General features: G+C 45.4%; 27 protein-coding genes and 1 pseudogene. 19 read left to right on the top strand and 9 right to left on the bottom strand.

The features are described from left to right. Window positions 1-25 precede the first annotated feature (25 nt). From CZ502_RS04865 to CZ502_RS04845, 6 genes are all read left to right on the top strand, one after another. A complete protein-coding gene (locus CZ502_RS04865) occupies window positions 26-925 on the top strand; it encodes an Rpn family recombination-promoting nuclease/putative transposase (protein WP_076460092.1) in 900 nt (299 codons plus the stop codon). A 27-nt stretch (window positions 926-952) separates the two neighbouring features. Next, entirely contained in the window at window positions 953-1,234 is a 282-nt protein-coding gene (locus CZ502_RS04860; protein ID WP_076460090.1) for a hypothetical protein, read from the top strand. Window positions 1,235-1,434: 200 nt separating this feature from the next. Further along, window positions 1,435-1,716: a hypothetical protein gene (locus CZ502_RS04855; RefSeq protein ID WP_076460087.1), complete on the top strand. Its 282-nt coding sequence runs from the start codon at window positions 1,435-1,437 to the stop codon at window positions 1,714-1,716. 146 nt (window positions 1,717-1,862) lie between these two features. Next, window positions 1,863-2,411, top strand: a complete 549-nt coding sequence (locus CZ502_RS04850) for a hypothetical protein (RefSeq protein WP_076460084.1) — start codon at window positions 1,863-1,865, stop codon at window positions 2,409-2,411. A gap of 45 nt (window positions 2,412-2,456) precedes the next feature. Then, entirely contained in the window at window positions 2,457-2,594 is a 138-nt protein-coding gene (locus CZ502_RS10685) for a hypothetical protein (RefSeq protein ID WP_159434555.1), read from the top strand. 317 nt (window positions 2,595-2,911) lie between these two features. Further along, window positions 2,912-3,640 (top strand): zinc ribbon domain-containing protein, encoded by a 729-nt coding sequence (locus CZ502_RS04845; RefSeq protein WP_076460082.1) that lies wholly within the window; start codon window positions 2,912-2,914, stop codon window positions 3,638-3,640. Between the two features lie 72 nt (window positions 3,641-3,712). Here CZ502_RS04845 and CZ502_RS04840 read toward each other — a convergent pair whose 3' ends face one another. Both CZ502_RS04840 and CZ502_RS04835 read right to left on the bottom strand, forming a co-directional pair. Then, on the bottom strand, window positions 3,713-5,080 hold the full coding sequence (locus CZ502_RS04840) for a GHKL domain-containing protein (RefSeq protein ID WP_076460080.1): 1,368 nt from the start codon (window positions 5,078-5,080) through the stop codon (window positions 3,713-3,715). Window positions 5,081-5,151: 71 nt separating this feature from the next. Next, window positions 5,152-5,883 (bottom strand): LytR/AlgR family response regulator transcription factor, encoded by a 732-nt coding sequence (locus tag CZ502_RS04835; protein ID WP_083673321.1) that lies wholly within the window; start codon window positions 5,881-5,883, stop codon window positions 5,152-5,154. Window positions 5,884-6,195: 312 nt separating this feature from the next. Between CZ502_RS04835 and CZ502_RS10775 the strand changes: the two genes are divergently transcribed. Together CZ502_RS10775 and CZ502_RS04825 are read left to right on the top strand one after the other, a co-directional pair. Beyond that, window positions 6,196-9,630, top strand: a complete 3,435-nt coding sequence (locus CZ502_RS10775; RefSeq protein WP_076460075.1) for a DUF4767 domain-containing protein — start codon at window positions 6,196-6,198, stop codon at window positions 9,628-9,630. Window positions 9,631-9,699: 69 nt separating this feature from the next. Further along, on the top strand, window positions 9,700-10,143 hold the full coding sequence (locus CZ502_RS04825; protein ID WP_076460072.1) for a lipoprotein: 444 nt from the start codon (window positions 9,700-9,702) through the stop codon (window positions 10,141-10,143). Window positions 10,144-10,220: 77 nt separating this feature from the next. On the opposite strand, the gene CZ502_RS04820 is transcribed toward CZ502_RS04825, so the two are convergent. Both CZ502_RS04820 and CZ502_RS04815 read right to left on the bottom strand, forming a co-directional pair. After that, entirely contained in the window at window positions 10,221-11,216 is a 996-nt protein-coding gene (locus CZ502_RS04820) for an Rpn family recombination-promoting nuclease/putative transposase (RefSeq protein ID WP_076460069.1), read from the bottom strand. Window positions 11,217-11,412: 196 nt separating this feature from the next. Further along, window positions 11,413-12,294: an Rpn family recombination-promoting nuclease/putative transposase gene (locus tag CZ502_RS04815; protein ID WP_076460066.1), complete on the bottom strand. Its 882-nt coding sequence runs from the start codon at window positions 12,292-12,294 to the stop codon at window positions 11,413-11,415. A gap of 113 nt (window positions 12,295-12,407) precedes the next feature. Between CZ502_RS04815 and CZ502_RS04810 the strand changes: the two genes are divergently transcribed. The 3 genes from CZ502_RS04810 to CZ502_RS04800 are packed head-to-tail and all read left to right on the top strand — an operon-like array spanning window position 12,408 to window position 13,598. After that, a complete protein-coding gene (locus CZ502_RS04810) occupies window positions 12,408-12,737 on the top strand; it encodes a DUF7671 family protein (protein WP_076460064.1) in 330 nt (109 codons plus the stop codon). Then, window positions 12,734-13,417 (top strand): NAD(P)H-dependent oxidoreductase, encoded by a 684-nt coding sequence (locus tag CZ502_RS04805; RefSeq protein ID WP_076460061.1) that lies wholly within the window; start codon window positions 12,734-12,736, stop codon window positions 13,415-13,417. Before CZ502_RS04810 ends, CZ502_RS04805 begins: the two co-directional genes overlap by 4 nt. Window position 13,418: 1 nt before the next feature. After that, on the top strand, window positions 13,419-13,598 hold the full coding sequence (locus tag CZ502_RS04800; RefSeq protein ID WP_076460059.1) for a hypothetical protein: 180 nt from the start codon (window positions 13,419-13,421) through the stop codon (window positions 13,596-13,598). A gap of 312 nt (window positions 13,599-13,910) precedes the next feature. On the opposite strand, the gene CZ502_RS04795 is transcribed toward CZ502_RS04800, so the two are convergent. Further along, window positions 13,911-14,291, bottom strand: coding sequence for a DUF488 domain-containing protein (locus CZ502_RS04795; RefSeq protein WP_076460056.1), 381 nt, complete (start codon window positions 14,289-14,291; stop codon window positions 13,911-13,913). Between the two features lie 63 nt (window positions 14,292-14,354). Here CZ502_RS04795 and CZ502_RS04790 point away from each other — a divergent pair, with 63 nt between their 5' ends. The 7 genes and pseudogenes from CZ502_RS04790 (at window position 14,355) to CZ502_RS04760 (ending at window position 20,848) form a co-directional block, all read left to right on the top strand. Next, window positions 14,355-14,987 (top strand): DNA-3-methyladenine glycosylase, encoded by a 633-nt coding sequence (locus CZ502_RS04790; protein WP_076460053.1) that lies wholly within the window; start codon window positions 14,355-14,357, stop codon window positions 14,985-14,987. A gap of 2 nt (window positions 14,988-14,989) precedes the next feature. Continuing rightward, window positions 14,990-16,135: an AAA family ATPase gene (locus tag CZ502_RS04785; RefSeq protein WP_076460050.1), complete on the top strand. Its 1,146-nt coding sequence runs from the start codon at window positions 14,990-14,992 to the stop codon at window positions 16,133-16,135. Continuing rightward, the gene (locus CZ502_RS04780) at window positions 16,132-17,427 is read left to right on the top strand and encodes a vWA domain-containing protein (protein ID WP_076460048.1); all 1,296 of its coding nucleotides are present in this window, start codon (window positions 16,132-16,134) and stop codon (window positions 17,425-17,427) included. Before CZ502_RS04785 ends, CZ502_RS04780 begins: the two co-directional genes overlap by 4 nt. After that, window positions 17,424-17,717: a hypothetical protein gene (locus CZ502_RS04775; RefSeq protein ID WP_076460046.1), complete on the top strand. Its 294-nt coding sequence runs from the start codon at window positions 17,424-17,426 to the stop codon at window positions 17,715-17,717. Before CZ502_RS04780 ends, CZ502_RS04775 begins: the two co-directional genes overlap by 4 nt. 68 nt (window positions 17,718-17,785) lie before the next feature. Next, a complete protein-coding gene (locus CZ502_RS04770; protein WP_076460043.1) occupies window positions 17,786-19,690 on the top strand; it encodes a M13 family metallopeptidase in 1,905 nt (634 codons plus the stop codon). Window positions 19,691-20,136: 446 nt separating this feature from the next. After that, complete coding sequence (locus tag CZ502_RS04765; protein ID WP_076460040.1) at window positions 20,137-20,322, top strand: MFS transporter; 186 nt, start codon at window positions 20,137-20,139, stop codon at window positions 20,320-20,322. Between the two features lie 31 nt (window positions 20,323-20,353). After that, a pseudogene (locus CZ502_RS04760) lies at window positions 20,354-20,848 on the top strand (cysteine hydrolase family protein). Window positions 20,849-20,867: 19 nt separating this feature from the next. Here the strand turns inward: CZ502_RS04760 and CZ502_RS04755 are convergent. From CZ502_RS04755 to CZ502_RS04745, 3 genes are read right to left on the bottom strand one after another with little or no spacing between them, the layout of a single operon-like run. After that, the gene (locus tag CZ502_RS04755) at window positions 20,868-21,095 is read right to left on the bottom strand and encodes a hypothetical protein (RefSeq protein WP_076460037.1); all 228 of its coding nucleotides are present in this window, start codon (window positions 21,093-21,095) and stop codon (window positions 20,868-20,870) included. A gap of 41 nt (window positions 21,096-21,136) precedes the next feature. Then, window positions 21,137-21,445 carry a type II toxin-antitoxin system RelE/ParE family toxin gene (locus CZ502_RS04750; RefSeq protein WP_076460034.1) on the bottom strand — a complete coding sequence of 103 codons (309 nt, stop codon included), beginning with the start codon at window positions 21,443-21,445 and terminating at the stop codon, window positions 21,137-21,139. Further along, the gene (locus CZ502_RS04745) at window positions 21,435-21,701 is read right to left on the bottom strand and encodes a toxin-antitoxin system (protein WP_076460031.1); all 267 of its coding nucleotides are present in this window, start codon (window positions 21,699-21,701) and stop codon (window positions 21,435-21,437) included. Before CZ502_RS04745 ends, CZ502_RS04750 begins: the two co-directional genes overlap by 11 nt. A gap of 824 nt (window positions 21,702-22,525) precedes the next feature. On the opposite strand from CZ502_RS04745, the gene CZ502_RS04740 reads away from it, so the two are divergent. Then, complete coding sequence (locus tag CZ502_RS04740) at window positions 22,526-23,140, top strand: helix-turn-helix transcriptional regulator (RefSeq protein WP_076460029.1); 615 nt, start codon at window positions 22,526-22,528, stop codon at window positions 23,138-23,140. Window positions 23,141-23,166: 26 nt separating this feature from the next. Here the strand turns inward: CZ502_RS04740 and CZ502_RS04735 are convergent, their stop codons facing one another. Further along, complete coding sequence (locus CZ502_RS04735) at window positions 23,167-23,343, bottom strand: hypothetical protein (protein ID WP_200804218.1); 177 nt, start codon at window positions 23,341-23,343, stop codon at window positions 23,167-23,169. Window positions 23,344-23,544 lie beyond the last annotated feature (201 nt).

Raw genomic sequence — 23,544 nt, 5'->3', positions numbered from 1 at the left:
GTATATATCTATTAGGAGGTGCAAAATGCCAAATCAGAAATTATTAGCACAAGCGCGACGGAGCTGGGAAGAAGCGGGGTTAGCCAACGACTTTGTTTTCAATAAGGTGATGTTGGATAAGCGGATCACCCTGGAAGTGTTGCGGCGAGTTCTGCCGACCTTGCATATCAAACGGGTCAAGCAGGTAGTCAGCCAGCAGGAATTCACCAGTAGTCATGACGCCAAGGGAGTGCGGCTGGATATCTATGTTGAAGATGACCAGCATAATCGCTTTGACATTGAGATGCAAGTAGTCGATAAACATAATTTGCCGCAGCGAATCCGCTTTTACCACGCGAACCTTGCGATGGACTGTTATGAAAAGGGGCAAAATTACGCAACGGCGGATAATTCTTACGTGATCTTCTTCTGTTGTTTTGACCCCTTTGGCTTCGGTGACCAAGAGTATCAGATTGAACGACGAATTAAAGACCACCCTGACGCCGTATACGCTGATGGGGAACAAACGCTAGTGTTTGACGTGACTAGCTTGCGCCAGGAAGTGAACCCTAAGTTGCAACAATTTCTCGACGTGATTGCGAACCGCCAAGTTGGTGACGACGACGATTTTATCGTACAATTAGAGAAGAGAATCACCTTCGTTAAGCAAAATCGGAAATGGAGGAGAGAATATATGCAACGGTCATTGTACGAGATGGATATTGAGAATAGCATTGCGTTGGCAAAGGAGCAGGGATTGAGTCAAGGTAAGGCAGCTGGAATTAAAGAAGGCTTGAGTCAAGGTAAAGATGAAGAACGGGTAGCGATGGTTCGTGGTCTGCTTGACATAGGGCAGCAACACGACCAGATAATCAATTTTCTTGTTAAGACTCGTAACCTTACAACTAAACAAGCAGAAAGTTATTATCAAGCTGCAATAAAGTAACCCCTTCGGAAATGGAGGAGAGAATATATGCAACGGTCATTGTACGAGATGGATATTGAAAATAGTATTGCGTTGGCAAAGGAGCAGGGGTTGAGCCAAGGTAAGGCTGCAGGGATTAAGGAAGGGCGAGCAGCTGGGATCGAAGAAGGCTTGAGTCAAGGTAAAGCAGAAGAAAGAACTCGTGGGATCCATAATCTAATCTATTCCCTTGAACGGCTTGGGACATCCAAAGCAACTATTAAGCAAAATCTGATGGAACTGTATCAACTCTCCAGTAAAGAAGCCGAATCTTATCTCGCTGATAAGTAACGAAGCCTTCGTTAAGCAAAATCGGAAATGGAGAAAAGTCCCGAGAAGAAGTAATTAACTTAATTTCATGAGGTTGAGTAGTGGCTCAACCTCTTTGTTGTTTAAAAGTATTTTGGTTGCGGATACTTTGTACTTTCCTAATTGAAAAATTTTAGTGCATTTTGCGTCTTTTTACGTATATATCTATTAGGAGGTGCAAAATGCCAAATTCAAAATTATTAGCACAGGCGCGACGGAGCTGGGAAGAAGCGGGATTGGCCAATGACTTTGTTTTCAATAAGGTGATGCTGGATAAGCGGATCACCCTGGAAGTGTTGCGCCGGGTCCTGCCAGCCTTGCATATTAAACGAGTTAAGCAGGTAGTCAGTCAGCAGGAATTCACCAGTGGCCACGACGCTAAGGGAGTACGATTGGATATCTACGTTGAGGACGACCAGCATAATCGTTACGACATTGAGATGCAGGGAGCGAACCAGAAGTAGCTTGCTACTTCGTCTGTGAGCCCCCGCAAGGATGGCTAGGCGTTCTGAGTGCTGATTTATCAGCGCTCAGAATCCAGCCAGCTACTGCGGTAGTCGACAAGCATAATTTGCCGCAGCGGATCCGTTTTTACCATGCAAATTTAGCGATGGACTGTTATGAAAAGGGGCAAAATTACGCAACCGCGGATAATTCTTACGTGATCTTCTTCTGTTGTTTTGATCCCTTTGGCTTCGGTGACCAAGAGTACCAGATTGAACGGCTAATTAAGGGCCACCCTGACACGGCGTACGTGGACGGAGAACAAACCCTGGTGTTTGACGTGACTAGCCTGCGCCAGGAAGTAAATCCCAAGCTGCAACAATTTCTCGACGTGATTGCGAACCGCCAAGTTGGTGACGACGACGATTTTATCGTACAATTAGAGAAGAGAATCACCTTCGTTAAGCAAAATCGGAAATGGAGGAGAGAATATATGCAACGATCATTGTACGAGATGGATATTGAGAACAGTATTGCGTTGGCTAAGGAGCAGGGATTGAGTCAAGGTAAAGCAGAAGAAAGAACACGCGGGATCCATAACCTAATCTATTCTCTTGAGCGGCTTGGAACACCCAAAGCGACTATTAAGCAAAATCTGATGGAACTGTATCAACTTTCCAGTAAAGAAGCCGAATTTTTTCTCACTGATAAGTAACAAAGCCTTCATTACAAGCAAAATCGGAAATGGAGGAGAGAGTATATGCAACGGTCATTGTACGAGATGGATATTGAAAATAGTATTGCGTTGGCAAAGGAGCAAGGGTTGAGCCAAGGATTAGAAAAGGGGCTGAGCCAAGGTAAGGCTGCTGGAATTAAAGAAGGCTTAACCGGGGATTAGAAAAAGGACTAAGCCAAGGTGAAGCCAAAAAAGAACGGCAAATAATTCAAAAGCTAATCAATGGCGGGAAATCCCGCGAAGAAGTAATTAACTTTATGGAACAAATCCTTGATCTTTCACCAGTCCAAGCCGAGGAATACTATCAAAAATTAACTCGCTAACGCCTCTCTTGGTTAAGGCCAGAAATGAATCGCAAAATTGGCTTACGCAAAGCCGTATCAAGTCACAGAACCGATAACTGAAAAGCGGGTCAAATCAGCCCCGCTTTTTCTTCTTCCATGCTAAAATGGTTAAAAATATTTAATTAGGTGTTGCTAATGAAAGTTTGCATTAAATGTAATACGATCAATGACGATAACGAAGAATATTGTACTAACTGCGGCGCCAAATTACCGATGCCAATGCTGGCGATTGTCTGTCCTAATTGCGGTAAAGTGAACGCCCTGGGGACGACGGAATGCCCGATTTGTCATCATAAACTAACCGGGATTCGCCCCAAAAAAGTGATGCCCAGCGTTAAACCGCCGAAACAAAATAAAAAATTGCTTCGCTTTTTAGCAGTTTTCTTTGGCCTGCTTGGCGTGGTAATCTTTATTTTCCTTAGTCAACGTTACACGAGTGCCTACAACTATACCGAATACATGGGAGTTAAGCTGGTCTACTACGATCAGGATTTGCACTCCCAGGCACAAGCTTACTATGTGATTAAGGGTGGACATAAGCAACCGCCCAAAGATAAGCCCTTCACCCTAGACGTGGCATATCTTGGCAATCAGAAAAGTGATCAGAAGAAGTTTGGCAGTTGTAGTTCACGAAAACTAGCTAAGCTGTACGATACCCACCGGCACTACAAGTTGCACGTACAGGCAAAGGCGACTGAGTTTAGTGGGCCGCTACAAACGGTAATTAGTGTGAAGCAGACGGTACTGCTGTCGAACGGTAAAACGCCCATCTCCGGGCTAGAGGGTCACTATCCGGTAAAAGTGGCGACAAAGCCGGCGATTAAATATATTAAAATCCTAGAAATTGTCCCCAATTCACTATAATAAAAAGGAGGCTGACCTTTGCAGCCGAAAAGCGTTAAATCCGCCTTTCGCTAGTGCAAAGCCAGTCTCCTTTTATTTATTATGAATGATAATTTCCTGTTCAAACCAGTGGTTATTTGACTTGTAGTTATGCTGGATGAACGGGTATTTTGCGAGCAGGATCCGCAATGTCCGTAAGCCGAGCGAGTGCTTTTGCGTGGTCAGCCCCTTGAACTTCCCACTTACCTTTGCGGCAGCGATTTGTTCTTCAGTTGTCGAATTACCAATCACGATATATTGGTTGTGGTCTTGGTTGAAGAAGGTAAAGTTGATCTTCCCGCCGGCGGCTTTGTCAGCGGCATTGATGGCGTTATCGAACAGGATAGAAATAATCCTGATTGCATCTAAAACATCGACTTTCGATGACAGGGTAATTGGGTCGACAACCTCGACTTCGACTGCGATATCCTTGTCAATCGCGGTGATGACCTTACTGTAAACCAGACTCTTAATCTCAAGGTCGTTGATATTAGCAAGGTGACTTAGGACGGCCGTCCGTTCCTCAAGGTCGTTACTCGTCGCCATGATCGTGCGGTCGTAAATTGAACGAACCTCGTCAATCTTGCCTTCTTCAATCGCACCGCCGAGACTCGTCAGGATGTTTTTGTAATCGTGACGGAAACGACGAAGGTCATCGAACATCTCTTCAATATGGCTAGTATATGTCTGCAGGTTCTTTAATTCCGTCTCCTGACTGATCACTAACGCCTGGTATTGGAAGTACTTCGTCGTGTAACGGATCGTCAGTGTCATCACTAGGGCATAGGCGAAGATTAGGGCGATATAGATCAGCGAAGGGACGAGGGCTGAACCACCCATCCCAGCGTATTTGAAAATTTCAAAGCTAAACATGAAGAGGTTGAAAACCCAGGTGAGGACTGGTGCCTGCTCGGCTACCACTTGGACAAACTTGGCAACTGCTGCCTGGGTCTTCGTGATGATCCAGTAGGCGATTGCAAATTCAATTAGGGTAATCGGGACCGCCATTAACGCTCTGATGATAAATGCCTTCGTCGGGGCGATAACTGAGATGAAGCTCCCGATCAGCGTCCCAACCAGGCCGGTCGTTAAGTACAACATCAGGCACGCGAAAATATAGTAGGTCACTAACGCGGTGATTGAGACATTTCGCCGTGAAACAAAGTAGTATACCAACACCGTCAGCCCGACGATTTCAATAAGTTCGGCACCGAGCGACGGGGTCAGCAAGAGCCAGGCGACGATGTAAACGAAGTATAACCACAGCGGCACTTTGATCTTACTCGTCCGCTCGAAAAGCTTGACGTGCAGAAAGGCAACAAGACTCCACTGAATCCAGAACGCATAAATATACATTGCGAGTGACGGGTAGGTACTCGACGGATTCAGGAGGATTGGAATATTTGTTGAAATAAATTGCATATTAATCTCCCAATGAACTCTTTATAACTATACTAGAATAGCATTGGTGATTAATAAATGAAAGGGTTTTATCAGCTATTAATTAACTTTGTGAGTTCCTTAATATGCCGTCGTGAAACCGGACATGTGAGGCCGTTGCGGAATTCAGCGGTGTGGTCAAGCCGGTTGACGTTTCTGACCTGTTGCGGATTTACCAGGTAGCTCCGGTGTGTCCGGAAAAAGCGCCCGTCAGCGTTTTCCAATTCCCGTAGGTTATAGTTGATCTGGATATGCTGGTTGTCATTTGTCACCATCACGCACGAATGGGAGTTGTAGTGGTTGGCCTCAAAGTAGCAGATGTGGCTTAGCGGAATCTTCGCCTCTTCGGTGTAGACCTTGTAGGTGAAGAAGTCCTGACTCTTCGCGGCGGATAATTGTTCTTTGATGCAGATGAAGTCATCAAGGAGCTCCTGGTAGACGTTTCCACGGTCTTTGGCGATGAAGTCAAGCGCCTCCACCCGGTACTTATAAGTCGTGTAGACAAATTCATCGTGGACGGTGACGAAAATAATTGAGGCTAGCTGGTCGTACTTCCGGATTGTCTGGCTGAAATTAAGGCCCGCCCGTTTGTAGCCGTTAATTTCTAAGTCAAGAATGAAGACATTCTCTTCACTGGCCAGCGGTAAGGCAAGCTTTAGCTGGTCAGTTGACTGGAACGCATGGATTTGCAAATTATCGATATGTATTTCCCGGGAAATTTGTAAAACATAGGATTTTAAATGTGCCAATTGACTTGGGTCGTCTTCAAGCAGGTAGACATTCAAAATTATTACCTCCCCTAACTATGTTAATTAGAATATATCATAGCTAGGTCTACTAACTATTATTCAGATGAATGAATACCTAAAATTGATGGTTGAAACTGAAAAACAAAACGTAATTTTTCAGTTTCCGGTTTAGTTTTCAGTTTGGGTAGGGAAAATTAAGAAAATTGCAAATAAATCTTTAAGTTCACAAGGGAGTAAGCGTATACTTCAAAATTGAAAAGGAAGATTAATTTAACAAATCGGGGGATTTGCAAAGTTAATGTTCTTTAAGAAAATATTTCGAACGTTATTTTGGGGAGGATACGTTTAATGATGAAAGAACATAAGAAGCTATACAAAGCTGGTAAGAACTGGATCGCCGCAACGATCGTTGTTGCAGCAATGGGGGGGGTAACAGCCAGCCAGCTGGATGCCTCAGCTGATACGGTTCATGTAGGTTCGACTGATGTAGTAAGTAACGGGGAAAATAAGCAGACAGCCTACCAACAAAAGGCTGCCCAAAATAAGCAGCAATTAGCCAGCGTGGCTAGTGACAATGCTGCTAAGGAACAAGCAGCGGCTGATTCATACGCTAGTGCTAATGCGGCAAATAAAGAAGCCACTGATAGCAAGGTTGCTGCTATCCAGCAACAGCAAGCGGCACTGAAGAAGGAAAACGCTGCTAAGATTGCTGCGGCTTCTGCAGCGATGAATTCAACGATCGCCGCCCAGACATCAGCAATCAATGCCCAGGCAAGCGAGGCAACTGCTAGCCAAGCAGCTGCGAACGCTAATGATGAAGCGGCAATGCGGTCTGCTAATGCGGCGAAGATGGCACAAACAGAGGCCCAGGCAAGCGAAGTCGCCGCAAATGTGGCCCAGGAAATCGCTGATGCCAAGTCAGAGTTTGCCACCACAACGGCAGCCCAACAGGCAAGCCGGGATGAAGCAATTAAGGCTGCCAATGATGCCTATGACAACGGCGTTAAGAAAGAAAACGAGAGCTACGCCACCAAGCGGGCCGCAATCGCTAAGGACATTACGGCAGCGAAGGACGCTGTTGATGTTGCCCAAAAAGATGCTGATGATCATGCGGTGACAACGATTGTGATGGGGAAGAAGTCACAAGTTAAACCGACGGATTTTGCGGAATATATTAACGGGCCTTGGGACAAAGCACGATGGAATAAGAAAGAATACTTTGATACAATGGCTGGAGAGTACACAGGGTTTGATTTGCATCGAACCGTGTTCGATAGCGAAATCGATTTCAGTCACGCACCACATAATGTTGATGAAATGGTCACTGATTTCAAGCCGGGTTTAATCATTTATGATGCTTGGAATGATAACTCCGAAGCTGTCTCTAAGGATGGCTTGAACGAGGAGCAACGGAATATCCTGCGGGCATTTATGACCAGCTGGACTAACGGCTTCCGCGACTACATTTATCATCACGACCCAGCTATTTGGGACAAAGCAAATAATAATAAAGATTACAAAACAAATGCATTGCAACAAATTCGGCAAACTGATAAAACTATTAAAATAGGTGAAGAAGTAGGACACGAACGTGAGCAGGCTGGTCTTAATAATCACACGCATTCCATTGAAAATGGTGTCATGTATTCACATAACTTTGAAAATGCCATGGGGAAAGAAATGGCAAGCGCCTCTGATACTGCTGCGAGCGAATTTAATAAACAAAGTTGGGGATATAAGACAGCACACCCAATAATGATTTGTGCTGGTGATAGCAATGCCATTGGTGAAAACTTAATGACGATGTCAGCACAAAAACCAACAATTTTATCTTACCTTGTTAATGCATATAACATGATGCAATCTATGTACTATGGCGAAATTTTCAATGACACGCCAGGAAGCATTAACATTGGTGGTCATACCGCAAATGTATTACGAGGGAACGCCAATCTAGTTGCCATTGGTTTTCAAAAGTTAACGAAAGACACATACAGGGAATATGGTGTTAATGGACTTGAAGTTCCTACTTATGCAGTAACATTTGATTTCGCTCAAGACACGCCTTACGTATTAGGTGATGGTGGCTACATGTCACCAGAAACAATCGAAAAGGATGGCGCAACTGAAGCAATTCAACTGATGAAGGAATGCCACAAGATTGCCGGTAATGACCTTCCGCAAAATCAGCAGCTTGAGGATGCTAAAAATGTCGAGCGCTATGGGATTGGCTGGCATAAGAAGATTACCGTTCCTAAGCAATATGCCGATGCATTGACGAATGCGAAGGATCATCTGACCGCTGTTCATAAGACGGATAAAGCAAATAACAGCGACCACCAAATCATCTTGACGACCTTGGCTGAAAATAAGGCGAACGCGATTGAGACCGCTAAGCAGACATTTGAACAAGCTACTGAAGCAGCGGCCAAGACACGGGATAACAAGATTAAGACCGCTAACAGCAAGTTAATTGACGTAAATGCGGTGAAGAAACAGCTCGACGCCAACTATGCTCAGCTTGTTAAGGACGACCAGGCTAAGATTGCGGCCATTGAAACGAAGCGGCAAAATGATATTAAGGCTGCTAGCCAAGCGGCTCATGATACCTATGACGCAACGGTTAAGCGCTTAGGGATTGATGACAGCGCGGCACAAGCAAAGATCGATGGCCTTTTGAAGAACCATGAAGACTTTGTTAAGAAGAACGCCGATGCACTTGCTCAGTTGAAGGCCGCAGATACGAAGGCCTACAATGACCTCAAGGCACGGTTAGATGCTGAATTAGCAGCATTGTTGCCAAAGAAGGGGCAGTCTGCTCATCAGGCAGCCGTCGACCGGGCTAAGCAAGAAGTTGCTCAAGCGGAAAAGGATTACCGCCAGCACGCGGATGCTTTTGCTAAGCAGCAACAGGTCGTTAATGAAAAGCGGGCTGCGCTTGAAAGTGTCAAGAAGGAGATTGCGACAACTCCAATGTGGAGTGCTAGTCAAGCACAGCAATTGGCCGCCTTTGTGGCACAATACGGTAAGCAAAACGACCTGAAGTTCTACCAATATGACGGCAAGACGTCCTTCAGCTTGGGTGATAATTACCCTAACTTCAATTCGTTGCATGTTAAGGGGAACAGTAGCGCTACTATTGGGATGAGCACGAATGGCGCCGGAAACTACGATTACAATGTCGTAGCGGTCTTTAACCACACGCCAACTAACAGCAAGCAGTTCATTGAGTGGCACGATACTTACTTCTTTGCCTTCCATAACGGACAGCCGGTTGTCCTCGTTGATTACTCAACGAATGGGAAGCCAGCACTGGTTGATGTTTCACAAGTAACAAGTAAGTACAGTGGACGCTTAAACGCCTTCCAAAATGAATTCGCGGCCTTGGTTGGCAAGGTGCAAAATGCAAATAAGGAAAAGCTTCAACAGGCCCAAGCTGACTTCGATAACGCAAACAGCAAGTTAGCAGAGCTCACCACGGGTAAGGACAATGCGGCCCAAGCCTTGCAAGATGCCCAGGCGGAATTAGCAGCGGTTAATGGGGACAGAACCGCGGGCAGCCATCGCATGGCAGATGTAGTCAACGGGAAGACGAATGTCATGACGCTGCAGGGCCACGGTGCCAGTGCCTCTGTAAGCCTTGCAGATAGCAAGCAAGCAACGGGGACAAGCAGCCAGTCGTCACTGCCACAAACCGGTAACAAGGAATCTGCAGCAGCCTTAGCATTAGGCGCAGTTTCCGCAATGTTTGGCCTCGGCTTGATGAAGAAGCGTGAATACTAATTCGGTAATGTAGTAGATGGCAGTTACTGGGAAAGGGTGACTGCCATTTTGTTTGGGGGAGATTTAACAATGAAAAAATTTTTAGTAACAGTAGCATCAATCACGGTGGCGTTGTCATTAGCCGCTTGTGGAAATTCGACAAGTTCCAGCAGCCATAAGAGTGCGGTCAGCTCAAGCAAAGTTCACCACAAAAAGACGCATAAGAAGTCTTCAAGCAGTTCGGTGAAGGAGTCTTCTTCATCGGCAAGCAGCCAGAGTGAAACGAGCTATGCGAGCCAAGCAAATAATGCAACGGCGCCGACGCAAACGACTACCACGAATAGTGGCAACACTGGCAGTGGCGCAGATAATGGCAACGTGGGAGCAAATAGTGGGTCGACGGATGCACAGGGGAATGTCCACCACATTACGATGTCATCGCAGACAGCAGACGGTTATCAGTTAGGGACTGATGAAGTGACTGGCCCAGATGGAGTAACGCGGACATACGAATTTACGAAGAAAATTGAATAGTCAAAAGGACGTGATCATAGTGGTCACGTCCTTTTTGATACCGGATAAATTTGCAAATTGGTCGGGTGGTCAGATTGCTATTTTGCTAATTCTTGGTAGTATTTCTCGGCTTGGGCTGGTGAAAGCTCGAGGATTTGCTCCATAAAGTTAATTACTTCTTCGCGGGACTTTCCGCCATTGATTAGCTTTTGAATTATTTGCCGTTCAGTCTTAGCTTTACCTTGACTCAAGCCTTCCTTAATTCCGGCCGCTTTACCTTGGCTTAAGCCTTCTTCAATCCCAGCTGCTCGACCTTCTTCGATACCGGCCGCCTTACCTTGACTCAGCCCCTTTTCTAATCCTTGACTCAACCCTTGTTCTAACCCTTGCTCCTTAGCCAACGCAATGCTATTTTCAATATCCATCTCGTACAATGATCGTTGCATATACTCTCTCCTCCATTTCCGGTTTTGCTTAACGAAGGTGATTCTCTTCTCTAATTGTACGATAAAATCGTCGTCGTCACCAACTTGGCGGTTCGCAATTACGTCGAGGAATTGCTGCAGCTTTGGATTTACTTCCTGGCGTAGGCTAGTCACATCAAACACCAGCGTTTGCTCCCCGTCTGCATACGCCGTGTCAGGGTGGCCCTTAATTAGCCGTTCAATCTGGTACTCTTGCTCCCCGCAACCAAAGGGGTCGAAGCAACAGAAGAAGATCACGTAGGAACTATCCGCCGTCGCGTAATTCTGCCCCTTTTCATAACAGTCCATCGCTAAATTTGCATGATAAAAGCGGATCCTTTGTGGCAAGTTATGCTTGTCGACCACTTGCATCTCAATGTCGTAACGGTTCCGCTGGTCGTCCTCAACATAGATATCCAGTCGCACTCCTTTAGCGTCGTGGCTACTGGTGAACTCCTGCTGGCTAACTACTTGCTTAACCCACTTGATATTTAAATCAGGTAAAACTCGCCGCAACACTTCCAGGGTAATCCGCTTATCCAACATCACCTTATTGAAGACAAAGTCATTGGCCAACCCCGCTTCTTCCCAGCTCCGTCGCGCTTGTGCTAATAATTTTGAATTTGGCATTTTGCACCTCCTAATAGATATATACGTAAAAAAAGCGCAAATGCACTAAAATTTTCGCAATTTAGGAAAGTACGGAGCATCCTAAAATATCTTTAAACAACAAAGAGGTTGAGCCACTACTCAACCTCATGAAATTAAGTTAATTACTTCTTCTCGGGACTTACTCTATTTCCAGCTCTACTTAACGAAAGATCTATTACTTATCAGTAAGATAAGACTCGGCTTCCTCACTGGAGAGTCTATACAGTTCCATCAGATTTTGTTTAATAGTCGTTTGGGGTGTCCCAAGCCGTTCAAGAGAATAAATTAGATTATGGATCCCACGAGTTCTTTCTTCTGCTTTACCTTGACTCAACCCTTTTTCTAGTCCTTCTTCCTTAGCCAACGCAATACTATTTTCAATATCCATCTCGTACAATGATCGTTGCATATATTCTCTCCTCCATTTCCGGTTTTGCTTAACGAAGGTGATTCTCTTCTCTAATTGTACGATAAAATCGTCGCCGTCACCAACTTGACGGTTCGCAATTACGTCGAGAAACTGCTGCAGCTTAGAGTTCACTTCCTGGCGTAGGCTAGTCACGTCAAATACCAGGGTTTGCTCCCCGTCTGCGTATGTGGCCTCAGGATGGCCTTTAATCGACCGCTCAATCTGGTACTCTTGCTCCCCGCAGCCAAAGGGGTCAAAACAACAGAAGAAGATCACATAGGAATTATCCGCCGTCGCGTAATTCTGGCCCTTTTCATAACAATCCATCGCAAGGTTCGCATGGTAAAAACGAATACGCTGCGGCAAATTATGCTTATCTACTACTTGCATCTCAATGTCGTAACGATTATGTTGGTCATCCTCGACATAGATATCCAGCCGTACTCCCTTGGCGTCATGGCTACTGGTGAACTCCTGCTGGCTAACTACCTGCTTAACCCGTTTGATATGCAAGGTCGGCAGGACTCGCCGCAGGACCTCCAGGGTGATCCGTTTATCAAGCATCACCTTATTGAAAACAAAGTCATTGGCTAACCCGGCCTCTTCCCAGCTCCGTCGCGCCTGTGCTAATAATTTTGAATTTGGCATTTTGCACCTCCTAATAGATATATACGTAAAAAAAGCGCAAATGCACTTTTTAAGTACATAAAGGGGGTGAACTGTTAAAATATAGCTAAACCCAAAAGCAAAGAGGGATAAGCATGAGCAAAAAGGATAAATATGAAGTACAGAAGTTTACCGGAATCCCAGTCGAAGCTGACGCAGATGGGAAGTACCAGTTAAAACTCGACCAGAATGGGGAAGCAAAACTCCACACCTGGCGGACGGGGAAGCACACTAAGGGCAAGTATAAGCACCCCGGCCAATTAATGCTGACGGAAAACAATTTAACGGTGGTCATCCTTGCTGCTGAACCAATGGCGTTTAAAGACCGTCACAGTGAGACGCCACTCCAACGTTTCCTAACCGTTGATGTGGCCGCTGATGTGTTACAGCAGGGGTTAGCCAAACTGGGGGAGGGAAGACGATGAAAACCCTAGTAATCGTTGCCCATCCCCAGCTTGACTCTTCAGCGACGGAAGCTTTTTTCAAAACGGCAGCCCGGCAAGCAGACAACGTAACGTGGCATGAACTGACGATCCCATTTGATGTTGTCCATGAGCAGCAATTGCTCCACAGCGCTAACCGCATTATTCTGCAATTTCCAATGTATTGGTACAGTGCGCCGGCAATTCTCAAACAGTGGCTCGATGAGGCCTGGACGACGACTTTAACCACTAACCGCTTGGTCAAGGGGCATGAGCTTGGCATCGTTGTCACAGTCGCCCATCCTGCCCAGGCCTTTATGCCCGGTGCCAGTCAACAGTTCACGATTGCCGAGTTATTGCGGCCGTACCAAGCATTGGCCCATGCGACCGGGATGAAGTACTTGCCGCCACTGCCAGTCTACCAGTTTGCTCAGCAGAGCGATGAGCAGCGGCAATTACTCTTCATTCGCTACCAACAGTACCTAACGGCCAAAAAGTTTCAGCACTTTAGCGACCGGACGAACTGGTTCGCTGAGCAATTAACCGCCAAGCTTGACCAAACTACCGACCCCCTCCAGCAGGCAAAGATGGCGCAGCTGTTGACTTTGCTGACTGATCAGCAGGATGAACTAACTGACCTGCAAGCCTCGATTGGCTGGCTCCGCGAAAGGGAGGACGATTAGGATGAATGAAAATCAAGTGTGGGCCCATCAGGAGCTCCAGGACCTAATGAAAAAAAGTCCCACCTACGAGGAACAAGCATTTTACCGGGCGTTAGATCAATTGATGGTTGAGCAGGCACAACGCCTGGATAACGCGACCGGCGAACTTGATGGTCGTAGCTGGGCGGATAAATTAATTTAAAAATATAGAAGCAGGAACCCGTCTACCACTTCAATAACGGATTCCCGCTCCTATCAGATAATTGTTTCATCAAAAATGAAACTAGGGGGTTATAAATACCATACTAATTGCACAAATATTAGTATAAAAATAACGACTGTTGCAAGACCCCATAAAAACATCTGAGATTCGATGCACTCGAAGGAAGCAATATGTAAATCTTGTAAGCAGTATTATTTTTGCGGTATTAGAGAATTATGAATCAAATTCTCACCTATTATTATAAAACATTTATATCGTGAAAAAAAAAGGCGATTTGACGAAAAAATTTAATTATTTTGTAATATTAATTTTTAAATCATCGGCGAGTTTCCCTGCTAGGACAACGGCCTGGTTGTGTTCCTCGTCTTTTGCACCATAGAGAAGAATTACATTTTGGGATGACAATTTTTCTTGAACAATTGCCTTCAACGAATTGTAGTAGGCTGGTGTGTTGGTGAGTTCTGCCAAGTAGCGTTCCTTAAATTCCGGGAAACGGGCTACGTCATGACCGTACCACTTACGGAGGTCATTGCTAGGGCCGACTTCCTTGAGCCACTTGTCGAGGTGGGCCTTTTCTTTTGAAATTCCCCGTGGCCAGATCCGGTCAACTAAGATCCGGTAGCCGTCAAGGTCGACAGGTTTGGTATAGATTCGTTCAAGTTTTAATTGCATTAGTTTTGCTCCCTTTCGATTAGTGTTATTTTTAGGATAGTTCTTTTGAGGAGGAAAATAAACATGCTGACGAAATATCAACAATTTTTTACCGGCCGACCGACGATAAAAATTGCGCAGGACTTATTGGGAAAAATGGTAAAGTACCACGGGCCCGCGGGGACAGTTGGTGGCTATATCGTGGAAGTGGAAGCTTACCTTGGCGAGGGCGATTCAGCGTCGCATGCCTTTAACGGACGGCGGACGGGCTATTCGGAGTCACTGTACGGTCAGCCGGGCAACATCTACCTTTACCAGATTCGGGGCCACTATTGCTTTGACATTGTTGTTCAGGATGAGGAAGAACCCCAGGGAATCCTTTTGCGGGGGATGGAGCCGGCTATTAATGTGGCAGAAATGACGAAGAACCGACAGATGACCGGGGTCAACATCAGTAACGGTCCTGGCAAACTTGTTCAGGCGCTTGGCATCCACTCGCGAAAACTCGATGGGCAACCAATGGAGACCAGTGCGTTAACGGTTGATTTAGAAAATTATCGGGTACCACAAGAAGTTGTCACGACCGCCCGGATTGGGGTCAACTTACAGGGGGAAAACGGGCTTAGTCCTAACCGCTTCTTCGTGAAGGGTAACCCCTACGTCTCAAACATGCGGAAACGGGACATGGACCTTGACCACCATGGTTGGAAGGATTAAAGATGGCATTAACGTATCAACAGTTATTAACAGCAGTGCCGCTGGTCTTGCGCGCCGGCAACGTGCCGAACATCGTCGGGGACGCCGGAATTGGTAAATCGGCCCTCGTTGAAGAGGTAGCCGCGAACATGAACGCAAAGTTGTTCACAACGGTGGTTAGTCTAAGTGAAAAGGGGGACTTGGCGATTCCAGTTCCCCCGCTGACCAGTGATTCCTTTGTGGAAACGGCCAACTATGGGCGGCTGGCAAATGTGCAGTTTGGTTATTCCGAGACCCTGATAAGCATTATCCAGTATGCGGAGGCTCATCCTGCTACCCCCATCATTTGGTTTTTGGACGAATTTAACCGGGGAACCCAGGCGGTGCAAAGCGAACTGATGAACCTGGTTCTGCAACGAAAGATCAATGCCCTACGGCTGCCGGCAACGGTGAAGATTATTTTGGCCGAGAACCCAGATAGCACAATGGCCGGCTTTACTGACCGGGAGTATGGGGTTGCTAGCGGGGATGCTGCGATCAAGGACCGGACTGTCCGTTTGGTCATGACTACTTCGTCGACCGAATGGCTTCGCTGGGCCGGCAAGGTTGGGCTAAACCAATTGGTGATTGACTACTTAACCCAGTACCCGCAGCAGTTGATGGTTGTGGATCCCGACAACGAAGACCTCCAGCCGACGCCACGGGCCTGGGAGCGGGTCGCAAACAACCTAGACCAGCTGCAACAGCTCGATTACGGGATGCAACGACAACTTGCGGCCGACCTGTTTAGCGGTGACCTTGGCAATGAGGTCGGGGTTGCCTTTGCCCAGTATGTCCTGGCCCACGGGCACGAACTAACCGTCGCGACGCTAAAGGTAGCTGACGGGGAGGCGCAGTTTCAGCAGTGTGACGATGCGACGAAGGTGGAGCTCTTGCGTTCCTGGCTGGGACCGGCCCTTGCTGACGAAGATGAGGCGGGGAAGTTTAGTAAGTACCTGCAAATGGTCAGCGCCGACGGTCAATATGCGATTGCCTATTCGGCGGGTGAACGGTTGGCTGACCTTTTACAGCCATTATATGAGCAGGCGATCAAGGAACCACGTGGGGCGGTGGCCACGCTTTACCAGCAGTTAGCAACGATTGCGACGCGGGGAGATAACCGGTCATGAGCTTGGTTGGCCTCCTTCACCGCTTACAAAAGCAGCTGGGCAAAGGGCAAGCAGTGCTTCCTAAGCAGGTATTAACGACCGCCATTGTGCAGGTCCTCCAGCAAAACCGGCTCCTTGGCGAAGTCCTCCTTCAGTTGCCCCGCCAGTTAGCTCCCAACCTTCCTAGCGTAATGGGCTTGGCATGGCAGGATGACCGGCTAGTTCTTATGGTCAACCCCACCCGCCTAGAAAAAATGCGGGCGGATGAACTGCCGGACCTCCTTGAGCATGAAGCGCTCCACGTTGTGTGGTCCCATCCCCTGCGATATGCAGATTATCGCCATCCCCAATTGGCCCGGATTGCCACCGACGTTGCCGTTAACCAGTATTTGGCACAAGCGCCGACCGGAACAGTGACCCTTAGCCAGCTACAAAAACTTCTGCGGAAGAAAATCCCGGCAAGGTTGGATTCACAGGATTACCTGCGGCTATTAGAAAACCTAACGCCTCAAGAACAAGAACGCCTTAAGCAGGCGGGAATTTCCCTTACAGCTGGCAAACCGGGGACGGCGGCTAAACCGGGACCGCACAAGCCGACGGACACCCACCGGGGATGGGGAGCCGTGACTGGCAAAAACAGTAACCAAACGCTGCGCTTAGCAAAGCTCAACCAGTTGTTAAAACATGCCTGGCACGAGACTCCGCAACGCGACCGCGGCTTGTTGCCGGGGGAAATGGTTCACCAGCTTGCCCAGCGCCAACGCCCAGCCCAAGTCGACTGGCAAGCAATATTACGCCGGCAGGTCGGCCTGCTCGCCCGGGGACAGCGGGAGTCGCACGCCCGCTTTAACCGCCGCCAGCCCTACCGGATGGACCTGCCGGGGAAAGTCACCCGGCTAGTGACGGCGGTAAATGTATTTGTCGATAACTCGGGCTCGGTGAGTGATGAGGAACTCAGCACCGCGCTAGCAACGATTGAAAAACTGGTCAGAAGAGAGCACTTGCCACTGACCCTCTACACCTTTGATGCAAAGGTGACCGCAAGAGAGCAGGTGCGGCCGGGCAAGGCCATTGCCTTCCAGCGCCACGGTGGCGGGGGGACGAGTTTTCAGTGCATTTTTGATTACCTCAAGCAACACCAGGTTAGCCGATCGGGAACCCTGACGGTCATTATCACTGATGGCTGGGGTGAACAGACGCTGCGTGATTATCACTACCACAACGTCTGCTGGCTATTATCAACTGCAGCCGACCAGCTATCGGTAAAGGATGCGCCAGGCCGGGTGTTAGAAATGAAGGGAGAAAATAGATGACGACGATTCTCAATCCACAGGCGATGCAAAAGGTCTTGACCCACAGCAAGGAATATCAACGGGCGGTTGGCTTGCTTAATAAGCAGTGGGATCCTGATGAGCAGGCGCTTTTTCGCAACGTCTTGCAAGCAGCTGACGTCCAGTTTGCCCGGCAATTACAGATCGCTGGCCTAATCAAGGGGCGGGTAAACCTCGGTGATTATCAGGCGGTGAACCAACTGCTGATGCAACACGATGACTGGTTTTCACCGAGCGCCCACCAGACCTTGCTCGCCCCCTTTGTCGATTAAGCAAATTTAATGGTAAGCAAGCTAAAAATAGTATAATGGAACTATAACCTTTCAAGGAGGTGCCGTAGATGGCAGTAAACAATGAATTAATTAAAGACGATTTGTATGAAGCGGTAAACGGTGAATGGTTGAAGACGGCGAAGATTCCGGATGATAAGCCGGCGACCGGGGGCTTTAACGACCTCGTTGACGAAATCGACAAGCAATTGATGGACGACTTCGATGCTTATGCTGATGGGAAGGAAAAGTCTGATGATCCCCGGTTTAACGAGATGATCAAACTTTACCGGCTCGCCAAGAACTTTGCCCGCCGGAAGAACATCGGTGCGCGGCCACTCAAGCGGATGCTGGCGAGTGTTGATGAACTTTCGTCCTATGCTGACTACCAGGGGCAGTGGAGTAACTGGATTTTCGCGGGGATGCCGTCCCCAGTCAGTTTCGATATTGATGCGGACATGAAGAACGCCACGGTTTATGCCCTGTTTGCCTCTTCACCATCACTGATCCTTCCTGATAAGAGTTACTACGAAGAAGAAAAGAAGGAACAACATGACCAGCTCCTGCAGCTGTGGTCGGCAATGATGGCGACGTTGATGGACAAGATGGGCTATGACAAGGACGAAGCCGCAAAGTTGATCGACGACGCGAAGAAGTTCGATGCCCTGCTTGCTCCCCACGTTAAGAGTGCCGAGGAAGCGGCTGATTACAGCAAGATGTACAATCCACAAAGCGTGGCGGAACTAGCAAGCTCAACCGACCAGCTCGATCTTGCGGCAGTAATCAAGGACCTAGTCGGTGCCACACCAGAAAAGGTCATTGTGATGGAACCAGCCTTCTTTAAAGCCTTAGATGGGATTTTGCGGGACCACTTTGAACTTTTCAAGAGCTGGGCGATTATCCGGATCATCCGCGACAACGCGTCCTACCTTGATGATGAAATGCGGGAAATTAACGGTCGTTATAGCCGGGCGCTGTCCGGAAGCAAGAAGCCGGTTAGCCAGCGGAAATTTGCCTACTACCTTGCCCGCGATATGTTCAGCCAAGTTGCCGGGGATTACTACGGGAAGAAGTACTTTGGACCGCAGGCGAAGGCAGACGTCCACCACATGGTTGAGCAGATGATTAAGGTTTACAAGAACCGGTTGACCAACAACACCTGGTTGAGCAAGGCCACCCGTGATAAGGCTGTCTTGAAACTTGATAAGCTCGGGATCCAGGTTGGTTACCCCGATAAGATTCCGGCACTGTACGATAAGTTTAAGATTGACGAAGATGAGACCTTAATTGCGAACTTAAATCAGCTCGCTGTCATTGCCAACAAGGACATGTTTGGCCGTTGGAACAAGCCGGTTGATCGGATGCGGTGGGAGATGAGTGCCGCCACGGTGAATGCTTACTACCACCCATTTAAGAACATCATCGTTTTCCCAGCAGCGATCCTGCAAGCATCGTTCTACTCCTTGAAGCAAAGCAGTAGCCAAAATTACGGGGGAATTGGGGCGGTCATTGCCCACGAAATTTCCCACGCCTTTGATAACAACGGGTCACTCTTTGATGAATTAGGGAACCTTAACAACTGGTGGACGGATGAAGACTCTGCACACTTTAAGAAACTAGCCCAGAGCATGATCAAAGAGTTCGACGGGATTCCGTTTGCCGGCCAGAAGGTAAACGGGAAGCTGACTGTTTCTGAAAACATTGCCGATGCTGGTGGCCTAAGCTGTGCCCTTGAAGCCGCGAAGGGTGAAGATGACTTTAATGCCAAGGAATTCTTCATTAATTGGGCAACGGTATGGCGGATGAAGGCAACTGAGCAGTATATGCAATTGTTGCTGTCAATTGACGTTCACGCCCCACAGAAGTTGCGGGCAAATGTCCAGGCAGAAAACCTCGCCGACTTCTACACGGCCTTTGACATCAAGCCGGGTGACAAGATGTACAAGGCACCGGAAGACCGGGTTCATATTTGGTAATGTAAATAAAAGCCTTCAGCATAATGTGATGGAGGCTTTTGTTGTGATTTGAGGTTATTTAGTTATTAACACACTTTGGTCTGAAGAAAAGGGCCGTGAGATACCTGTAAAGTTTTCCTTGTATTCCCCCATTTATTATAATGACGGGGAAAGAAGGAATAATTATGACACTGAGGAAGTTACATAAAGTTGTTAAAATACTTGCTATATTACTATGGTTGATTGCTGTCGTTGTTATTACTGTAGCTATTATGAATCATAGTTTTGGAGTTTAATGCCAATTATTGCCTACAATCATGTTCAGAACTATCTGGGGTGAATGTAGTAATGGCACTTATTCTTTCTGTCTGTAGCCCAATTTTGAAATTGATTGTAAAATATAAATAGGGTCCATTTTAGATTTTGCTCCTCAATTCAAATTTGGTAACTAATAGGAGGGCAGTGCTATGAAGGTTAATAAAAATTTGGTAATAGCAATCGGTTCAGTAATAAATTGCTTGTTTATCATCGGCCTGATTATATTTGATAAATATTGGGACACTACACTAAGCTGGCTGTTTGTCCCATATATTTTGTTAATGACAAGTAGCGCTGCAATGTTAATTTTTTATGCCACAAAGAATAGAAAGTAGGATTGCTGTAGTGTATTAGTAAGGAGATTTCATGAATAATTCGGCTCTTATAGTAATAGATTTACAAAATGGCGTTTGTAAAGCAGATAAAGTTATCTTTAACTACGAAAACCTAATATCAAAAATAAATAAGCGAATTGATTACTATCGAAGTCAAAGCCTTCCAATTATCTTTATTCAGCACGAGGATAGTTTACTTCAAAAGAATTCTACAGCCTGGCAGCTCGTACCGGCTTTACATTATAAGAAAACAGATGTTTTAATTAGAAAAAAACATCCCAATTCATTTTATTAAACGCCGTTAAGAGAAACTTTGGAAAACCTAGGTATTAGAAAATTAGAAATTTGTGGGGCGCAAACTGAATATTGTATTGATGCAACGATCAAAATGGCACATGGATTAGGATATCAATTAATAATGCAACATCACACCAGCAGTACTTTTGATAATAAATATATGACAGCCGAAGATACTATTGATTTTTTTGAAAATATCTGGAATAGTAGATTCCTTACGTTTATTTAACTTTATATTATGCTAAGTTCTATTCCATCATCTTGTGAGTCCGCACCGGCCGGGGTACCTGAAAGGGTACTTTTTTGTTTAAAAAGCTAAAATAGATTCCTTTGTGGTGTTTGGCAACCTCCTCATTGCTGTCACCAAAGATATTTTCGGCAACTAGCCGGAAGAACTTTTGATAACCTAGATAGATTTCTATCCCGGGCCAGAGGAAAGCGGCGGCAATCAAACATGCTACAATCAGCTCTGTCAATCTAACGTCACCACATTCTTGATGCTAATATTGGGTGAATTTTAAAATTTAACTTTAACTTGTGATGTTCCATAAATAGAGCCAACAATAATTAAACTTTTTTCTTCATCAAATCGATAAAAGATACCATAACTTTTGCCAATTAGTAGACGATATGTAGTTTCTTGAAATTGATATTTTTGCGTAACATCTTGCCCCATTCTAGGGAAACTTTTTAACAATTCGAGTTTTTGATAAATATGGAAGACGAAACTATTTACTTGTTCAGAATTTAGTTTTAGGGTGCTTGTCCAATAGTTAATTATTTGTGTCAAACTTTTAGCAAAGTATGATGTATATTTAATTTCCATCTTTTCCCCAACCGTATTTACCGAACTGCGCTTTCATCTCTGATTCCGTAAGCAAGTGGTCATCAGCAAAATCCTTCTCAATCATTTGCCGATCGTGTGCAATGTCGGCAGGGCTAACGACTGGCCGATATTGAATTGTTCCATCGTCCAAAAGTTGCGGCTCAAAGAGAGAATTTTCAGATACCTTAAATTGTGCAGGAATCGTTAATGTTAAAGAAGTACCTTGCCGACGAGATTTTATGGTTTTATATTTCATGATTTTCACCTCTTAATATAATTATATAATAATTATATTGAAAATTCATTTCCTATTAATGATGCTTGATTGTAGGTATCGAGTAAGGGTTGCTGCAGTATAAGACTAAGACGGTTGAAAATGCGACTGCTGATACGGATTTTCCGCTTTGAAAGAGTATGGATATGGTCTAGTGCTTTTAGTTAACAAGTCGTTAACGGTAACCCTTGTAGTGGAAAATATATGGATACATGTTAGCATAAAGTTGCGACAAAAAAGATTATGCTATTTTAGCAACGTAAACACAAAAGACTGTTACCCCTGCCCGGGTAACGGTCTTTTCTCACTTCAGCGACAAAAGTGTTGTGAGCTAATGACAACTAGATACGCCTATCGCCGATTGTTTAGCTAAGTATTAACATACTTTGGCCAGGCAAAGAAATCATCGCACCTCATATGATATTCCTCGAAAATAGTTTAAAACATGTTATAATGAACACAGAGATTAGGTCGTTATGTAGGTTCATAGCGCAACACAAAAGCCCCCAGCAAGGTCCTAAGTTGCTGAGGGCTTTTATTGTGGGCTTATTGCCGTTCGATTACTCGCTAGTGGTGACGATTGTTAAGCCACCAACCGAACCACACTACAATGAGTGAACTAGCGAGCGAGATTAGGTCGTTTAATAAGTTCATAGCTACCACCCCCTCCCTTTCATTACAAGGGGACGAACGACCTATTTATTATATCATGAGTAATCATTGATATATCAACAATGCAAAGCACTATTGCTAGACTTCGATTAACTAATAATATATTCTCGGTTCTAAAAAAAGAGAGGATAAGTATGGAATTTAGTAACCAAATTAAAGAACAAAGGAAAAAACTTGGCTTTACCCAGGAAGAAATAGCAAAGCAGCTATATGTCACTCGGCAAACTGTTTCTAATTGGGAACAAGGGAAAAGCTATCCTGACTTAAATATGCTCGTCAAGATTAGTGATTTATATAAAATGTCAATTGACTCGATGCTTAAGGAAGATACACACTTACAGACTTATTTAGAGCAAGGAAAAGCATATAATGCTTTTTGTGTATTAAGAGGATTAATCACTATATTATACGGACTATTCTTTTTATTAACAGACGAAGTAAAATTTGACTCTTCTATTGCTCAGTTTTGTATATGGAGTTTTACAATTATTTTCCTAATTGCCATTCTTTATGGAGAACACATTAGACCATTTTTCCTGGGTGTAAATAGGAAAATGGGGTGGAAATATAACAACCATAGACCTAATCAGAAACGCTCTTGGCTCGGTCAATTATGTACTGTATTATTAGCAATTCTCGTTGTAGCTATGTTAATTACACGTCATAATGGCAATTATTTTTTAACGCTAGGATTAACAATCATAGGATTTACAGATATTTTTAATAAATATATGTGGAAACAAAAATAGGGTCTATTTGTAATTAATGGACCTACTTAAACTGTTGTATTTCCTTTAAGACGCTTAACATCCGGTGAAAATGGCGTAATTAGATCCCAAGTAGAGTGAATGACTTTCCACTCATCATTTACTTTCTGAAATACTTCAATAACATTATAATTCATTTCAATCATTGAAGTATTAGCGTGTAATTGATATGTCAAAACTGCCATATCATTTCCAACCTGAACTCTTGGAGCATGGAAATCATAACTATCTTCCTCCTAGAATTTATTAACAGCATTGTATGCTGTACATTCGCGTTACAGTCAAGCAATTTCTAAAAAATAGACTTTTTTATCAATATTCAAAATGATAACCAACTACTACATGGTTATTATTGCTTTTAAAGCAAAACAGAGGTCGAGTTAGTT

Origin of the sequence: Limosilactobacillus caccae (genome assembly GCF_900156885.1) — a bacterium.
Lineage (GTDB): Bacteria > Bacillota > Bacilli > Lactobacillales > Lactobacillaceae > Limosilactobacillus > Limosilactobacillus caccae.
The sequence above is the reverse complement of the archived record's forward strand: the minus strand, read 5'-3'. Positions and strand labels throughout refer to the sequence as shown.

Excerpts from the sequence above, each read along its gene's own strand:
- CZ502_RS04865 (WP_076460092.1), top strand. The coding sequence starts at position 26 with ATGCCAAATCAGAAATTATTAGCACAAGCGCGACGGAGCTGGGAAGAA.
- CZ502_RS04860 (WP_076460090.1), top strand. The coding sequence starts at position 953 with ATGCAACGGTCATTGTACGAGATGGATATTGAAAATAGTATTGCGTTG.
- CZ502_RS04855 (WP_076460087.1), top strand. The coding sequence starts at position 1,435 with ATGCCAAATTCAAAATTATTAGCACAGGCGCGACGGAGCTGGGAAGAA.
- CZ502_RS04850 (WP_076460084.1), top strand. The coding sequence starts at position 1,863 with ATGGACTGTTATGAAAAGGGGCAAAATTACGCAACCGCGGATAATTCT.
- CZ502_RS10685 (WP_159434555.1), top strand. The coding sequence starts at position 2,457 with ATGCAACGGTCATTGTACGAGATGGATATTGAAAATAGTATTGCGTTG.
- CZ502_RS04845 (WP_076460082.1), top strand. The coding sequence starts at position 2,912 with ATGAAAGTTTGCATTAAATGTAATACGATCAATGACGATAACGAAGAA.
- CZ502_RS04840 (WP_076460080.1), bottom strand. The coding sequence starts at position 5,080 with ATGCAATTTATTTCAACAAATATTCCAATCCTCCTGAATCCGTCGAGT.
- CZ502_RS10775 (WP_076460075.1), top strand. The coding sequence starts at position 6,196 with ATGATGAAAGAACATAAGAAGCTATACAAAGCTGGTAAGAACTGGATC.
- CZ502_RS04825 (WP_076460072.1), top strand. The coding sequence starts at position 9,700 with ATGAAAAAATTTTTAGTAACAGTAGCATCAATCACGGTGGCGTTGTCA.
- CZ502_RS04820 (WP_076460069.1), bottom strand. The coding sequence starts at position 11,216 with ATGCCAAATTCAAAATTATTAGCACAAGCGCGACGGAGCTGGGAAGAA.
- CZ502_RS04815 (WP_076460066.1), bottom strand. The coding sequence starts at position 12,294 with ATGCCAAATTCAAAATTATTAGCACAGGCGCGACGGAGCTGGGAAGAG.
- CZ502_RS04810 (WP_076460064.1), top strand. The coding sequence starts at position 12,408 with ATGAGCAAAAAGGATAAATATGAAGTACAGAAGTTTACCGGAATCCCA.
- CZ502_RS04805 (WP_076460061.1), top strand. The coding sequence starts at position 12,734 with ATGAAAACCCTAGTAATCGTTGCCCATCCCCAGCTTGACTCTTCAGCG.
- CZ502_RS04800 (WP_076460059.1), top strand. The coding sequence starts at position 13,419 with ATGAATGAAAATCAAGTGTGGGCCCATCAGGAGCTCCAGGACCTAATG.
- CZ502_RS04795 (WP_076460056.1), bottom strand. The coding sequence starts at position 14,291 with ATGCAATTAAAACTTGAACGAATCTATACCAAACCTGTCGACCTTGAC.
- CZ502_RS04790 (WP_076460053.1), top strand. The coding sequence starts at position 14,355 with ATGCTGACGAAATATCAACAATTTTTTACCGGCCGACCGACGATAAAA.
- CZ502_RS04785 (WP_076460050.1), top strand. The coding sequence starts at position 14,990 with ATGGCATTAACGTATCAACAGTTATTAACAGCAGTGCCGCTGGTCTTG.
- CZ502_RS04780 (WP_076460048.1), top strand. The coding sequence starts at position 16,132 with ATGAGCTTGGTTGGCCTCCTTCACCGCTTACAAAAGCAGCTGGGCAAA.
- CZ502_RS04775 (WP_076460046.1), top strand. The coding sequence starts at position 17,424 with ATGACGACGATTCTCAATCCACAGGCGATGCAAAAGGTCTTGACCCAC.
- CZ502_RS04770 (WP_076460043.1), top strand. The coding sequence starts at position 17,786 with ATGGCAGTAAACAATGAATTAATTAAAGACGATTTGTATGAAGCGGTA.
- CZ502_RS04765 (WP_076460040.1), top strand. The coding sequence starts at position 20,137 with ATGAAGGTTAATAAAAATTTGGTAATAGCAATCGGTTCAGTAATAAAT.
- CZ502_RS04750 (WP_076460034.1), bottom strand. The coding sequence starts at position 21,445 with ATGGAAATTAAATATACATCATACTTTGCTAAAAGTTTGACACAAATA.
- CZ502_RS04745 (WP_076460031.1), bottom strand. The coding sequence starts at position 21,701 with ATGAAATATAAAACCATAAAATCTCGTCGGCAAGGTACTTCTTTAACA.
- CZ502_RS04740 (WP_076460029.1), top strand. The coding sequence starts at position 22,526 with ATGGAATTTAGTAACCAAATTAAAGAACAAAGGAAAAAACTTGGCTTT.
- CZ502_RS04735 (WP_200804218.1), bottom strand. The coding sequence starts at position 23,343 with ATGGCAGTTTTGACATATCAATTACACGCTAATACTTCAATGATTGAA.